The sequence below is a fragment of the Salinispirillum sp. LH 10-3-1 genome (genome assembly GCF_030643825.1).
In the GTDB taxonomy this organism is placed as follows: Bacteria; Pseudomonadota; Gammaproteobacteria; order Pseudomonadales; family Natronospirillaceae; genus Salinispirillum.
Genome location: NZ_CP101717.1, coordinates 1,577,834 through 1,592,559 on the forward strand (window position 1 = coordinate 1,577,834; position 14,726 = coordinate 1,592,559).

Sequence of the window (14,726 nt, forward strand, 5' to 3'; positions counted from 1 at the left end):
AAGCCCTGCTGTTGCAGGGCTTTTTTTTATTGGCAAGTCATGCCCGCGTATTTACGATCACGCCGCGTCAGTCGCGATCACCGAAGAGGCCGCAGCAACAAAGTCGTCCATTTTGTCGAAGTTCAGGTAGCGATATACCTCACCCGACATACTGTCGATCTTGTTAGCGTATTCCAAGTACTCTGCAGGAGAAGGCAGCTTACCCAAAACCGATGCAATAGCAGCCAACTCGGCAGAGGCTAAGTAGACGTTTGCACCATCACCTAAACGGTTCGGGAAGTTACGAGTAGACGTGGATACGACTGTAGACTTCGCGGCGACACGTGCCTGGTTACCCATGCACAGTGAGCAACCTGGCATCTCGGTGCGCGCACCAGCACGGCCATAGATGTTGTAGTAGCCTTCTTCCATCAAAACGTGCTGGTCCATCTTCGTCGGCGGAGAAACCCACAGGCGAGTGCTGAGCGAACCGTTATGCTGCTCGAGCAGTTTGCCAGCAGCGCGGAAGTGACCAATGTTGGTCATGCAAGAACCGATGAAGACTTCATCGATCTTGTCGCCTTGCACGTCAGACAGCAAGCGAGCGTCGTCCGGGTCGTTCGGTGCGCACAGGATTGGCTCTTTGATCTCTGACATGTCGATTTCGATGACGTGCGCGTACTCGGCGTCTTTGTCAGCACGCATCAACGATGGGCTGGCTAACCACTCTTCCATCGCTTTAGCGCGACGCTCAAGGGTACGTGGGTCGCCGTAACCATTGGCGATCATCCAGCGCAGCATAACAACGTTTGAGCGCAGGTATTCTGCTACCGAGTCTTCAGACAGGGTGATGGTGCAGCCAGCAGCAGAGCGCTCGGCAGAAGCGTCTGACAATTCAAACGCTTGCTCAACCGTCAGCTCTTCCAGGCCTTCGATTTCCAGAATGCGGCCAGAGAACTCGTTAATTTTGCCTTTCTTCTCAACAGTCAACAGACCTTCTTTGATGCCGTAATACGGGATGGCGTGAACCAGATCACGCAATGTGATGCCCGGTTGACGTTTGCCTTTAAAGCGCACCAACACTGACTCAGGCATGTCCAAAGGCATAACGCCTGTGGCTGCAGCAAACGCCACCAAACCAGAACCGGCAGGGAAGGAGATACCCATAGGGAAGCGGGTGTGCGAGTCGCCACCAGTGCCCACGGTGTCCGGCAGCAACATGCGGTTCAGCCACGAGTGAATGATACCGTCACCTGGGCGCAAAGACACACCGCCGCGGTTCATGATGAAGTCGGGCAGGGTGTGCTGTGTGTCGATATCAACAGGCTTGGGATACGCTGCGGTGTGGCAGAACGACTGCATCACCAGATCGGTTGAGAAGCCTAGGCAAGCCAGGTCTTTCAATTCATCTCGCGTCATCGGACCGGTAGTATCCTGCGAGCCAACCGTAGTCATCTTGGGTTCGCAGTATTGGCCAGGGCGAATACCGGTGGTGCCACAAGCCTTACCGACCATCTTCTGGGCCAGTGTGAAGCCTTTGTTGCTCTGCTCAGTTACGCCCGGACGACGGAATACGTCAGACGGTGCCAAGCCCATTTGCTCGCGGGCACGGTCAGTTAAGCCACGGCCGATGATCAGTGGGATACGGCCGCCAGCGCGAACTTCGTCCAACAGCACGTCAGTTTTCAGGCTGAATTCAGTAATCACTTTGCCGTCTTTCTCTACTTTCCCTTCATACGGGAAAATGTCGATGACGTCGCCGGTGTTCATTTCAGAAACATCCAGCTCGATTGGCAAGGCACCAGCGTCTTCCATGGTGTTGAAGAAGATGGGGGCAATTTTGCCGCCCAAGCAGAAGCCGCCGGCGCGCTTGTTCGGTACAAAAGGAATGTCGTCACCGGTAAACCACAGCACAGAGTTCGTGGCGGACTTACGTGACGAACCGGTACCTACCACGTCACCGACATAGGCTACGGGGTGACCTTTGGCTTTCAGGTTTTCAATGGTGGCAATGGGGTTGGGTTCCATGCCGTCACGCGGGTTCTTCAGCATGGCTAAGCCGTGCAGTGGGATGTCCGGGCGTGACCAGGCGTCCTGCGCAGGTGAGAGGTCATCGGTGTTGGTTTCACCGGGGACTTTGAATACCGTCAGGGTAATCTTGTCAGCCAGTGGCGCACGGTTCAGGAACCATTCAGCGTCCGCCCAGCTTTGCATAACGGCTTTTGCGTTGGCGTTGCCAGCATCGGCCTGCTCTGCCACATCGTGAAAGGCATCAAAGACCAACAAAGTCTTTTTCAATTGTTCAGCGGCGACGGCGCCCAACTCGGCGTCTTTCAGTAAACCAACCAGAGTCTCGATGTTGTAACCACCGAGCATAGTGCCCAGCAGCTCAACAGCGCGGGTTTTGCTGATCAGCGGGCTTTGGTCTTCACCTTTGGCAATTGCAGATAAGTAGCCTGCTTTAACGTAAGCCGCTTCATCAACGCCCGGCGGTACGCGCTCGACGATCAAATCAAGAATAAATTCTTCTTCACCTTTCGGTGGGTTTTTCAGAAGCTCCACCAGAGCGGTGACTTGCTCAGCGTTAAGAGGCTTAGGTGGGATGCCTTGTGCGGCACGTTCTTCTACGTGTTTACGATAGGCTTCTAACACGGTGGATTCTCCATTCAGTTGTCAGGGGGCGTGATGACTATGGTGCATGGTAACCGCACCAAAAGGCAGGGTGACTGAACAATCATCACGGCCGGAAAAACGTCGTAAGTGTAGTGTATTAGGGCGAAAAAGTTAATAGAGCAAGGGGTGTGGCGGTATTTGCAAATCAGAATTTCACTATTTGATTTGGTGATAGTGGGGCGCCATGGCGTGTTAATCGACCCCCAATATTTTGTGAGTTTGTAGTGTCAGACGCCATTTGGGGTGGGCTAGACAGTAGCGAATGGTCGCACGAACGTTGTTAGACTGCGGAGAGATTAAGTCTGCTCGTGGTGGATTCATCGGAGACAAATAATAATGTTTGGCCAGAATGTGGGTGAATCGTTCGGGTGTGGCGTCAGCTTGTGGATAGACCAGTTTCAATTCGTCGCACTCTTTAATCACGACGTCGGCGGTGCCTTTCGGGGATACACACAGCCAATCCACACCTGGAGGTGCGGGGAGGGTGCCATTAGTTTCTACACCGACTTCGAATCCGGCTTCATGCATGGCGTCAATCAGTGCTGCATCAAGCTGCAACAGCGGCTCTCCGCCGGTAAAAATAACGTAACGATGCGCTTCACCCGGTGGCCACAGGGCCAAGATGTGCTCGACTAAACACTCCGCTGTTTTGAATTTTCCGCCGTGTTGGCCGTCGGTACCGATAAAGTCGGTATCGCAAAAAGAGCACACGGCCGATATGCGATCAACCTCGCGGCCGCTCCATAGGTTGCATCCGGTAAAACGACAGAATACTGCAGGGCGACCCGTGTGAGCACCTTCTCCTTGCAGTGAATAGAAGGCTTCTTTTACGCTATAGGTCATGCAGTAGTGCCTGTTTGGCGATGTGGGGTGACGGGTTGATTTTGCAATAATGCGGTCATGTCTTCAACAACGACCGGGCGTGAAAAATAGTAACCCTGATAGCGCTGGCAGCCGTTAGCCTTTAGGAAGGTCAATTGTTGCTCTGTTTCTACACCCTCCGCTACGGTATGCAGCTTCATGTGGCGGGCTATCGCCAAAATAGTCTCTACAATGGCGGCGTCGTTAACGTCGTCAGTAATGTCACGAATAAAGCTCTGATCAATTTTGATCACATCGATGGGCAGGCGCTTCAAGTAAGCCAGCGAAGAGTATCCGGTGCCAAAATCATCAATGGAGAAGAATACTCCGTAGTCACGCAGTTGTTGCATGCGTTCTACCGTTTCTTTCATTTGCTCGATTAGCATGCTTTCGGTGATTTCCATATCCAGATAGCTGGGTGAAATACCATGTTCCTCGGTCGAATGGCGCACCTGATGAATAAAGTCGGCTTGCGCAAACTGACGCGCGCTGACGTTTACGCCAAGGCGCATACCAGGGTGCCATAGTCCGTCGGTCACCCATTGGGCCAAGTCTCGACAGGCGGTATCTAACACCCAGCGGCCTACTTGCACAATCAAGCCCGTCGATTCCAGTGTCGGAATAAATTCTAAGGGAGAGACGATGCCGCGCTCAGGGTGTTTCCAGCGTAGTAATACTTCCGCACCGGTTATCTCGCCGGTCGACACGTCTACCTGTGGTTGGTAGGTCAGGAAGAATTGATTTTCTTCTATGGCCTGCCGCAAGCCGGTTTCCAAAGCCAAACGACGACTCGCTTCTTCACTCATACTGGGCTGGAAGACTTGGCAGGTGTTTTTGCCGAGGTTTTTGGCCGTGACCATCGCTATATCGGCATTGCGCAATAAGTCGGTGGCTGCCAGTTCAGCATCCGGGAACACGGCAATACCGATACTGGCCGTGACGTTGAGGCGCTGATTATCAAACCAAAACGGCGCGGCAACTAATTCACGGATGACATTAGCCCTAAACTCAGCGTGGAAGAGAGCTTCTTTGCCTCGGTGAGAAATATTGGGAATGCAGAGCACAAATTCGTCACTGCCTAACCGGGAGACCGTATCTTGATCTTGAGCATGCGCAACCAACCGGCGAGACACCTCACAGAGCACAAAATCACCCGCGGCATGGCCTAGGGAGTCATTGATGTTCTTGAAGTTATCAAGGTCTACGAAGATCAGTGCGCCGTGTTCATGGGCGTCTGCAGCTTGCGCCTGAATTTGATCGAGGTGCTCTAACAAATAGTTGCGGTTAGGCAGCCCTGTTAGGCTGTCATGGTAGGCTAAATGTTGAATGTGTTTAGCCGCTTGGCGTCGCTCAGTGATATCGATGCTGACGGACAAGACCGCCGACTCACCCCGGTAATCGAGCGGGAATTTCTGGCATTCGAAGACGCGTTCACGGCCATCGCGTCCAACGATGGTTTGCTCAGCAATCTGCAGCGCTTCTTGTTTGGCGAGCACTAGCTGATCGGGATCAAACAGTTTATGCCAGATGTTTGCACTGACATAGCCCTGCAGGGAAGTTACAGGGGCTTGGTCAAGATCCGTCGGTTTGCGCCCGAATAACGCTGCAAATGCTCGATTGACCACCATTAAACGATGTTCATGGTTAACGACATAAATGATTTGCGGGAGATGGTCGACCAGCTCACGAATGTTTTCATAGGCCGCTTGGCTGCTTTTTTCTGCGCGATCGCGTTCGACCAAAAGGTTTTGTACGGTTTTAACAAAGCGGTTAGCACTGTCAGTCAGAACACCCAGCTCATCTTCTTTGTGATGTGGGATGTGCAAGGCTTCCAGTGTTTCAACGGTGGGGTCAACATCGCGGAATCGCTGGCTCAAAATCGTCAAAGGCCGGGTCACCATCCAGTGGGCCGCTAAGAACAAGGCTGCCACAATCATCATGGTCCGCAGAATGGCAAGGCGGAGTCCGGTGCCAGAGCGCTGTACGAAGGGTTCAAGCGCAATCAGTGGATCAATTTCTAGAATCAGTGTGCCAGTACTCTCAGCGCCGGCTATGTTGATAGCGATGGAGTAGGGCGATTGTTCTGTCGGGATCAGGCGACGCATACCCGACGGGTCTGTTCTGGTTGCGACGCTGCGTTCTCTGCTGGCCAGTTCATTGCCAAGCTCATCGACCACCAAACTGCGGGTGACGAAATCATAGGTCATGAGTCCGTTAGTGACTTCTTCCGCCAGTAGGGTGTCCAGATTATATATAGCGCGAGCTGCGGCCGGTTCGTAGGCTTGTAAAAGCGATTCGATGGTCTGATCAATACGCTCGCGCTCAGCGCGGTAGTCCACTAAAGACTGAACCGCGCCAAGTACGAGCCCAAGAACTAGGGCCACCAGTACGCTCACTAAAGCGAGCTTCACCGCTATGTGATGACCTAACTTCATCGTCATGCATCAACAACTCTATGACTACAGAGCTTAAATGTAGAGTAAATGACTGCATTAGGGCAAGCGAAGAAGCAACAGAAAGTGCGTTGATTTGTCTCAATTCCTAAATAAATGCGGCCAGCGCCAGGCTAAATACCAGCACAAAAGCCAATTACCCATCACCAAGAACAGCGGCACAAACAGCAGTACAAGTAGCTTGCGCGGTTCCAGCATCCATAGAAACAGCAGACTGATAATAAATCCGAGATAGAGATCGACCAGCGTCACCTTGCCCCAGACCAATCCGCCAATCATCGGGCCTTCGACAAAAATACTGACCGAAAGTGCGGCCAAAATTATTTGCAGTAAAAAAGCGGTGCCGAGTAGAAACAAACCGACACGAAGCCAAAACTGTGGGCGCTGCGACATGGGATTAGCCTTCTGTGGAGTTGTTTGTTAGGTATTCGTATTCGATGATGGCATTCACGATACTGCCATCACGGCGGAAGTTGGTGATGCCTTGGTAACGTTGCAGTGCCAGGGTCTCACGGTCATATACTAGATCAATGGGATCAACGAAGAAGCGGATAATAGCCGAACGTGGTGCAACGCGCACTTCAATGGTGTTGTCGTTCAGTGACTGCAACTGTGCCGTGAACGCGTAGGTGCGACCGGCGCCCAAGGACAAAAAATCGAAATCTATACGGCCGTTGTCGATGATGTCGGTCATGCGATCTTGCAGATACTGATCGAAGCCAGCATCCAAAACTGTGTTTTGAAGGTCAGACAATTGCGCACGTTCCACTGTGTTGCCGTCAGGGCGATCGATGCGCTGTTGGTAGATGCCTTCGTTAAACCGGCCGATAATCGTTGAACTCTGAATTCTGTCGTCCCACTCTAGCTCTGGCAGATATGGGCGTCCCTCGGGCGTAACCAGGGTTTTGATGACCATGAGCTCGTCATCTTCATCCCGGTACTCCACCACGCGAGTTTTGGAATTATCACTGTTGATATTGACTCGATGGAATTCACGGTATATTAACGAACCGGTTTCAGGGTCACGCGCCGTGCCCATTAAGTCCCAGTTGGCCGCTGTCGAACCGGTGCTCAAGAGCAGACCAAGCAAACCAATGCTGATCAATTTCATGGTGTACTCCACGTATTCTTCGAAGTGTTAATCTGATGTTGGTGCGCTGCTGGGATCATCCAGAAAGCGTTTTTGCCACGCATGTCTTAAGGCAATGCCGGCGGGAAAAGCGAAGGCCCACCATAGGCTGTAAGCGATGATGCCAGCAGTGTCCATAGGTTCCGCCGCACCCAGTTTGGCGCCGCCAAAATAAGACAGAGGGCCGGAAACCGCGCCCAGCAGGATTTGTAGCCATAGCATCGGAATACGCCACGCCAGATGCCAGATAACGTTGGCAAAACCGATCCACAACACAAACAGCCAAATAGGGCCGAGTAGGGTGTTGCCGGTGAACTGAATCAACCCAGCGGCTTGAATCAGCAAGTCAACGCAATAGCCTCCCACTGTGACCAGGGCAATAAACGCCAACACGGGTTTCGGCTGCTTAAATACAACGGTAAACAGTAACAGGGCAGACCAAGCCAGTGCCCAGATGTTGCCGAGCATCACGGTAATAAAGAACGTGGCTTGGTATATAACGCCATGCATCCAAGGTTTGATCATGGCATTATCGACTCGCGACGATTGTCGGGCTTGGCGAGCAGGAGTTGGGCGACCCCGATGTTGCGCTCCCAGAAACCGCCTTCGCAATAGGCAAAATAGTAATTCCACAGCCGCTGAAAAGACTCGTCGTATCCGAGTTCGTGTAGTTGTTCGGACTGGCGATTAAAGCGCTCACGCCAATCTTTTAACGTGCGAGCATAGTGCGGGCCAAAGTCTTCCATGTGCTTTACCGTCATCTGGGTGACCTTGCTGACCTCGTTTGCCATGCGTGAAATGCTCGGCAGGGCACCGCCCGGGAAGATGTACTTTTGGATGAAGTCTACGCTCTTGCGATAGTAGTCGTAGCGTTGATCCGCAATGGTGATGGCTTGCAGTAGCATCGCACCGTTGGGTTTTAATAAGGTATCGCACTTTTTGAAATAGGTAGATAGGTACTCATGGCCCACGGCTTCAATCATTTCCAATGAAACCAGCTTGTCGTATTCGCCCGTTAATAAGCGATAGTCTTGCAGCAATAGGGTAATGCGATCTTCCAAGCCTTCTTCGGCAACACGGCGTGCAGCGTAATCGTACTGCTGCTGAGAAATCGTGGTGGTGGTTACCCGGCATCCATAGTGTTTAGCGGCAAATATCGCCATGCCGCCCCACCCGGTACCGATTTCTAACAGATGGTCTTGCGGTTGCAGATCCAGCTTCTGACAAATGCGGTGTAACCGAAAAGTTTGCGCATCTTCCAATGAAGCACTGGCCGCGGGGTACATCGCAGCAGAGTACATCATTTGTGGGTCGAGAAACTTTTCGAACAGGTCGTTCCCTAAATCGTAGTGTGCAGCAATGTTACGGCGCGACTGATTAATTGTATTGCGATTAAATTGGTGATCGAGCCACGACAGTGCTTTACGGAACGACACCATTAACTTATTGCTTTCTAAGGCCTTCAAGTTGCGCGCAAATACTTGTACTACTGCGGTCAGGTCGTGTGTATCCCAGAGCTTCATTACGTAGGCTTCAGCGGCACCCAGACCACCACCCAGTACGAATTCTTTATAGACCGCGTTATCACGAATTTCGACGACGGCGCGACAGTGGCTGTTCGCATCGCCAAACGCCCATGTCTGACCGTCCTGTTCCAGTACCAGGTAGCCCTCTGTAATGTGGCTCTGCAACGCACGGAACATCAAACGCTGCCAGAAGCTTGTTGATGTGCTCGTTGCCAGTTCCTGGTCGCCAGTAATTCTCATTATTTTATTCCTCGTTGCGGGTGCGGAAAAAAAGGCACCTTCTTAAACCACAATCGTGCTGCATGACTGTAAATGCCCCATAGCACCTGCAATGTCATGACAGGATATGTCCAGATTACGCGACCCAGAGAGCGCCGGTTCACTTCCTGACGCTGCAAATGCATCCATGCTGAAAATATCTTTCCTTCTGCATCATTATTCTGCAAATACATAGTCGATTCTTGACCCGGCACGCCAAAATGCCACTCGTAGTCATGATCCATCGGATGGAATGGGCTGACGTGGAAGTCTTTTTTGACCTTAAAAACCCAGTTATCACCTTTCTTCCCCTCTGCTGCAATGCCATCGCCTCGTGGTTCGGGTGTCAGTACATACTGGTAACGATCAAGCCACGGGGTATTGGTGATTTCCGGGATAATGGCAACTGGGGTTGTGTCGTCGCCGGCGTCAAACGCGAAGTAGAACGATACGGGGTTAAAGCTGAGGCCAAAATTGCGCCATTGTGTCATGACCCGCACCGCACCGGTTGGGCGGTGACCCGTGCGTTCAGCCACCAAGTCCAACACAGCGTCCTTCAACGGCTTGTTCGTCGGGCGCATGAAATCATTACGTTTGAACCAGATCAGGTTGCGCTTAAACGCACCCCATAGGGGGTGCAATTTGGCAATGGCTTCGACTTCGTCCAGGTCGGTGTACATCATGTAGACGCGGTATTCCAAGCGATGGTTCTTGGGCCGCAATCGTTCGTGCCCAACGAGGCCGGTGTAGATGCCACTGTGTAGCTGCCCGGTCATCGACTATAACCCCACTGCGCCAAGGTCTTTCACCACACGCAAGGCACTGTTTACGCCGTCTTCATGAAAGCCGTTAAACCAATAAGCACCGCAAAAGTGCGTGCGATTTTTGTTGCCAATGTCGTGATAGCGCCCTTGGGCGACGGTGCCTTCCGGTGTGAACACCGGGTGATCGTATTCAAATCGCTTGATGATCTTCTGAGGGTCAATGTGGCCGTCGTAGTTCAACGTCACACAGAAGGTGACGGGGGCGTCGTCGAAGTTCTGTAGAATGTTCATATCGTAGGTAACCGATACAGCAGATTGTGCGCCAGAAGCATTGCTGCTAGCGGGAATATGGTAGTTCCAAGCCGCCCAAGCTTTACGCCGTTTCGGTAGCAATCGATCATCGGTGTGCAGTACGACATCGTTTTTCGCATAGGGTATGGCTCCCAAGATTTCGCGTTCATCGGCCGTAGGTTCAGACAATAATCGCAATGCTTGGTCAGAGTGGCAGGCGAATATCACCTGGTCAAACTCTTTATTACCATTATCTGTTTTAATAACTACTGAATCTTTGGTGCGGACGACGGAGCGTACAGGCGTATTGAGACGAATACGATCCTTAAACCCAGAGGTAAGAGGCTCAACATAGCTGCGTGAACCATTAATCAATGTGTACCACTGTGGCCGGTTTTTAACCGACAGCAGGCCGTGGTTTTTGAAGAAACGGACAAAGAACAGAGCGGGGAAGCGCATCATGTCGTGCTCGCCGGACGACCAAATAGCGGCACCCATGGGTACGATATATTTGTTAACGAACCAATCTCCATAACCATGTTCTTTTAAAAAATCACCCAATGACAGGTTTGGATCGATGGCGTTGGCTTCTAATAACGCCAGACTTTGTTTGTTGAAACGCAGAATGTCCCGCACCATGCGGTAAAAACGTGGGCGCAGCCAATTACGCTTTTGAGCAAACAAGGATGGAATGTCTCGGCCGCAGTATTCCAAGCCGGTCTGTTCGCATTTGACGGAAAAACTCATGACCGTTTTCTGGCCCTCAACAGCCGGAAAGCGCTCTATTAATTTGTGAAAATTGGGGTACGTCCAATCGTTGTAGACGATGAAGCCGGTGTTGACCGGATAGTGCTTGCCGTCCACCTCAACGTCTTCGGTATTGGTGTGGCCACCGATGTAGTCGTTGGCTTCAAAGACTTCGATGTCGTGGTCTTGGTGCAGCAAATAGGCGCTGGTCAGACCTGAAATTCCTGTGCCGATGATGGCAATCCGTTGGCGCATGTGCGCTCTCCTTCATACTGCTTAATGAGATTTCGTGTGGGTGCTGACCGGCTTGCTGTTATCCGACTTGTTACGGCTCAGCTTGCTGTTTAATGCATGTTGCCACGACAAGGGCAACAGGCCTTCTATCAGCAGTAATGCGGTAAAACGCCACGGGAAATGAATGTGCGTTTGGTTGCGCTGAATACCTTTCCGAATACGCTTCGCGGCGTTCTCCGGGCTGAGCAGAAAAGGCATCTTGAAGTCGTTCTTTTGCGTCAGTGGGGTGTCCACAAAGCCCGGCGATACGATCTGCACGCGAATGCCTTCGCCTTTCAGGTCAATGGCCATGGTGGACAGCCAATAGGTGAAGGCGGCTTTCGAACTGCCGTAGGCTTGTGAGCGCGGCAGTGGGGTAAAAATCACGCTGGAGCTGATACCGACAATGCGCGCATTGTCGCTTTTGCGCAGCAAATACAGGGCTTCGTGCGTCAGCGCGACGGGGGCGTGAAAGTTGGTGTCGAGCACGCGTTGATAGAGGCTTAGATCTGTATCGCCCAATTCCAAGTCGACGTATTCACAGGTCCCCGCGTTGAGCACGATGCAATCCAATCGTCCGGATTGTTGTTCGATCTCGGCGATGGCTTGCTTGCGCGCCGTGGCGTCATTCACGTCGAACGCCAACACTTTTACGTTGCTGTGCTGTTCGGCCAAGGTATTCAATTTGTCGGCTGAACGCGAGCTGATGTACAGGGTCTCTGCATCGGCGGCTAATTCATTGACGAGGGCTGCACCGATACCCGTGGATGCGCCTACGAGCCAAGTAATGGATTTCATTTCGCCATCCTGTCTTTGATTTTACGAATGATGCTGCCGAGCACCGGCAGGTTTTCATACAGCATTTGCCCGGCGTCAAAATAGTCGTGGTGTATGCGCACCTTGTTGCCTTCAAGCACAAAGCGCGTGACGCCGTTGAGTTTAACTGGCACACCTCCGCGCAGCCTAGGGTGTTCTACGGTCATGACCCATTCCATAAAGATCTGGTCGCCGTTCTGAGCGCATTCGCCGTACTCGAAGTCGATGGATCGAACATTTTTGTAGAGCTTCTTAAAATAGACGTCGAGCGTGGCAAGACCTTTCATATGGTGAAATGGGTCAATGAACTCGGCGTCTGCCGTGTACAGATCCGCCAGAATGCCTTGATCAAGCGTCTCAGCGTTGATGCGCTTATACGTGCGTTGAATGTGCTCGATCATAGTGGACCCATCTTGGTTCGGAATGGTGGTCTTGGCTGTGGTCATGGTCTTAGTCACTCTTTAATCGTTGTCACTGACTGCTGGATTCGGGCTGAACACTGAAATATTGCTCTTTTGCTTGCGCGAACAGCTGCTTAGTACGGGCTGCTGCTTCAGCGTGGATCACTATTGGCTCAGGGTAGCCTAGGGCAGCACGTTCCATCGGTGATGGATTATGCACTGCTTTGCCAGGAAGGTTTGCTAACTCTGTTACCCATGTACGTATATAAGTGCCGTCAGGATCAAATTTTTCGGCCTGCCGTTGCGGATTAAAAACACGGAAATAGGGTGCTGCGTCGACGCCTGTGCTGGCACCCCATTGCCAGTTGCCGTTGTTAGCCACGAAGTCGGCGTCAACGAGTTGATCTAGAAACCACGCTTCGCCAAGCCGCCAGTCTACGTGCAGGTCCTTCGACAAGAACGCCGAGGTGAACATGCGCGCTCGGTTCGGCATTTGTCCGGTGGCTTTTAACTGACGCATCGCGGCGTCGATGATCGGGTACCCCGTCTGGCCATCGCGCCAGCGCTCAAACAACTGCACGTCCTTCGACCATGGCACATCATCGGTCCAGCGCTGTAACGCTTTATGAAGGTAGATGTCCGGAAAGTGATAGGCCACGGCGTGAAAGAATTCCCGCCAGATCCACTCGTTCAACCAGTGTAGTGCCGCGTCGCTGTCGTTGGGCGCCGCCGCGAACGCCTGCCGAGTGGTCAGTAAGCCGTTGGCGATCAGTGGCGATAAGCCGCTGACCACCGGCTGCGTGAGTTCATTGCGGGCTTGCTCATAGTGTCGCAATTTGTCGTCGACATACTCATTGAGCTTGTGCTGGGCGTCCTCTTCCGGCTGCGGCAGGGTACTGGCCCAATTAGGGCGCGGGTAGGGGGGCTGTGGGGTGTGTGCCCATTGCTTACGCCACGCGTTTTTGTAGGCGGTATAGACCTTAAACGGCTGGCCTTGCAGGTTCAGCAGGTTTTCGGGGGCATAGGTGACGCGGTCATTGGTGAGCGTCAGAGGAATGCCGAGTGTCTTTAAGCGTTTACCCAACCAGCTGTCCCGGCGACGTTCGTTCAGCCCGTACTCCCGGTCGGCGATGACCTCATTGGCTTTTACGCGTTCAGCCGTTTCGAGTACGTGTTCCGCCGCTGCACGATAGGATGGCAGTTCAGTTAACTCAACATCGATACCAGCCGCACGTAAATGCTCGGCGAACGCGGCAAATTGGGCCAGCCAGGGTGTTATTTTGCGCTCGCCGTAACCGTGTTGACGATACTGTTCTGGCGTCGGGGTAAGCACAACCCGATGCGGTACCGACGTCGAGTTATCAAGCCCAGTTAACGACCACACGGGGTTGTCCAGTAAGCGCACGCTGGTACGCAGCCACACCAGCTTCATATGGTATTCCTTAGGCCCAGCGCTTCCGGGTAGGGGTTCAAGAAATACTGATTGCGAATGTAAGCATCATCGTCCCATACCGTTTCCAAGTGATGCTGCAGCAGCGTCAGCGGTACGATCATGGGTACCCGACCGGCTTGATACTTGTCGATGGTGTCGCGCAATGACTGACGACGTTCGCTGCTTAGGTTGTCTTTTAAATATCCCTGAATGTGCTGCAACACGTTGGTGATCTGACCGCGACTTGCAGGCTTGCTGAGCGCTTCGCACAGACCCAGGTAATAATCCGCTGCGATCTCAGCGATCGGCCGGACGGTGAGGTCCGACAACAGTTTGCCGAGTGCCTGATAAGCAGGGTATGAATAAGCCATGATGAGGTACTTGCTGCGCGAGTGAAAGCTCAGCAGCGCCTTGGCTGACTGCGCCGGGTCATCCATACGCCAGCGGTGTTGCACAAACACTCGCGTTAAAAAGTGCTCACGAATCTGGTGGTCGTTCAGACGCCCGGCTTCTTCCATGGGCAGGAAGGGCAAGTGCTGGCGCATGCGGCCAGCAAACAACCCGCTGGTGGTTTCATTTGGAATGCCTTTCGGGCCGTACAGCTTGACGTCCTTCATGCCACAACTGGGTGATTTGTGCATGAAAATCACCGCGTCCCAGTCAGGCGCGTTCGCGGCATACTGATCGGCGAGGGCCAGCATGGGCTCAGTGACGTTGTTGTCGCCGCTGTGCGAGACCGCCTGAACCACGCCGTCGCCGTGACTGTCAACCAAACGAATGGTTTCTCTGGGTACGCCCAAGCCAATTTCAAACTCGGGACAGAATTTCTGAAATTCTACGAAAGGAGCAAGTTCATCGGTCACCCAACGGTGTCGCTTGTGGCCGCCGTTGTAGCGGACTTCGTCGCCCATAACACAGGCGCTGATGGCAATTTTAGGCTTGCTGTGCGGAATAGACATGGCTTCAGTATAGTCTCAAAAGATTAATGTATTTGTCCGAGTATACGTATTTTCTAAAGAGCTGGATCTGCAAAAGTGGAGACAGTTTTGACAACGCAAGAAGGCGAAAAGGAGGTTTTTATCGGCTCGCTGGGGGTTGCGAGTAGGCCCGACTATGGGTATAG

General features: G+C 52.6%; 13 protein-coding genes. All 13 read right to left on the bottom strand.

Annotated features, from left to right (window positions below):
* Positions 1-57 precede the first annotated feature (57 nt).
* Positions 58-2,631, bottom strand: a complete 2,574-nt coding sequence (gene acnB / locus NFC81_RS06970; protein WP_304996807.1) for a bifunctional aconitate hydratase 2/2-methylisocitrate dehydratase — start codon at positions 2,629-2,631, stop codon at positions 58-60.
* Positions 2,632-2,844: 213 nt separating this feature from the next.
* Positions 2,845-3,495 carry a 7-carboxy-7-deazaguanine synthase gene (gene queE, locus NFC81_RS06975; RefSeq protein ID WP_304996808.1) on the bottom strand — a complete coding sequence of 217 codons (651 nt, stop codon included), beginning with the start codon at positions 3,493-3,495 and terminating at the stop codon, positions 2,845-2,847.
* Entirely contained in the window at positions 3,492-5,954 is a 2,463-nt protein-coding gene (locus NFC81_RS06980; RefSeq protein ID WP_304996809.1) for a GGDEF and EAL domain-containing protein, read from the bottom strand. The genes queE and NFC81_RS06980 overlap by 4 nt, the downstream gene beginning before the upstream one ends.
* A gap of 93 nt (positions 5,955-6,047) precedes the next feature.
* Positions 6,048-6,359 (bottom strand): hypothetical protein, encoded by a 312-nt coding sequence (locus tag NFC81_RS06985; protein ID WP_304996810.1) that lies wholly within the window; start codon positions 6,357-6,359, stop codon positions 6,048-6,050.
* A 4-nt stretch (positions 6,360-6,363) separates the two neighbouring features.
* On the bottom strand, positions 6,364-7,077 hold the full coding sequence (locus tag NFC81_RS06990) for a hypothetical protein (RefSeq protein WP_304996811.1): 714 nt from the start codon (positions 7,075-7,077) through the stop codon (positions 6,364-6,366).
* 27 nt (positions 7,078-7,104) lie between these two features.
* Positions 7,105-7,620 carry a DUF2878 domain-containing protein gene (locus NFC81_RS06995; protein ID WP_304996812.1) on the bottom strand — a complete coding sequence of 172 codons (516 nt, stop codon included), beginning with the start codon at positions 7,618-7,620 and terminating at the stop codon, positions 7,105-7,107.
* Positions 7,617-8,861 carry a cyclopropane-fatty-acyl-phospholipid synthase family protein gene (locus tag NFC81_RS07000; protein ID WP_304996813.1) on the bottom strand — a complete coding sequence of 415 codons (1,245 nt, stop codon included), beginning with the start codon at positions 8,859-8,861 and terminating at the stop codon, positions 7,617-7,619. Before NFC81_RS07000 ends, NFC81_RS06995 begins: the two co-directional genes overlap by 4 nt.
* A complete protein-coding gene (locus tag NFC81_RS07005) occupies positions 8,861-9,655 on the bottom strand; it encodes a DUF1365 domain-containing protein (protein ID WP_304996814.1) in 795 nt (264 codons plus the stop codon). Before NFC81_RS07005 ends, NFC81_RS07000 begins: the two co-directional genes overlap by 1 nt.
* A gap of 3 nt (positions 9,656-9,658) precedes the next feature.
* Positions 9,659-10,936: an FAD-dependent oxidoreductase gene (locus NFC81_RS07010; protein WP_304996815.1), complete on the bottom strand. Its 1,278-nt coding sequence runs from the start codon at positions 10,934-10,936 to the stop codon at positions 9,659-9,661.
* Positions 10,937-10,957: 21 nt separating this feature from the next.
* Positions 10,958-11,752: an SDR family NAD(P)-dependent oxidoreductase gene (locus NFC81_RS07015; protein ID WP_304996816.1), complete on the bottom strand. Its 795-nt coding sequence runs from the start codon at positions 11,750-11,752 to the stop codon at positions 10,958-10,960.
* Positions 11,749-12,216, bottom strand: a complete 468-nt coding sequence (locus NFC81_RS07020) for a nuclear transport factor 2 family protein (protein ID WP_304996817.1) — start codon at positions 12,214-12,216, stop codon at positions 11,749-11,751. The genes NFC81_RS07015 and NFC81_RS07020 overlap by 4 nt, the downstream gene beginning before the upstream one ends.
* 25 nt (positions 12,217-12,241) lie before the next feature.
* Positions 12,242-13,603, bottom strand: coding sequence for a deoxyribodipyrimidine photo-lyase (locus NFC81_RS07025; protein ID WP_304996818.1), 1,362 nt, complete (start codon positions 13,601-13,603; stop codon positions 12,242-12,244).
* On the bottom strand, positions 13,600-14,562 hold the full coding sequence (locus NFC81_RS07030; RefSeq protein ID WP_304996819.1) for a DUF523 and DUF1722 domain-containing protein: 963 nt from the start codon (positions 14,560-14,562) through the stop codon (positions 13,600-13,602). The genes NFC81_RS07025 and NFC81_RS07030 overlap by 4 nt, the downstream gene beginning before the upstream one ends.
* Positions 14,563-14,726 lie beyond the last annotated feature (164 nt).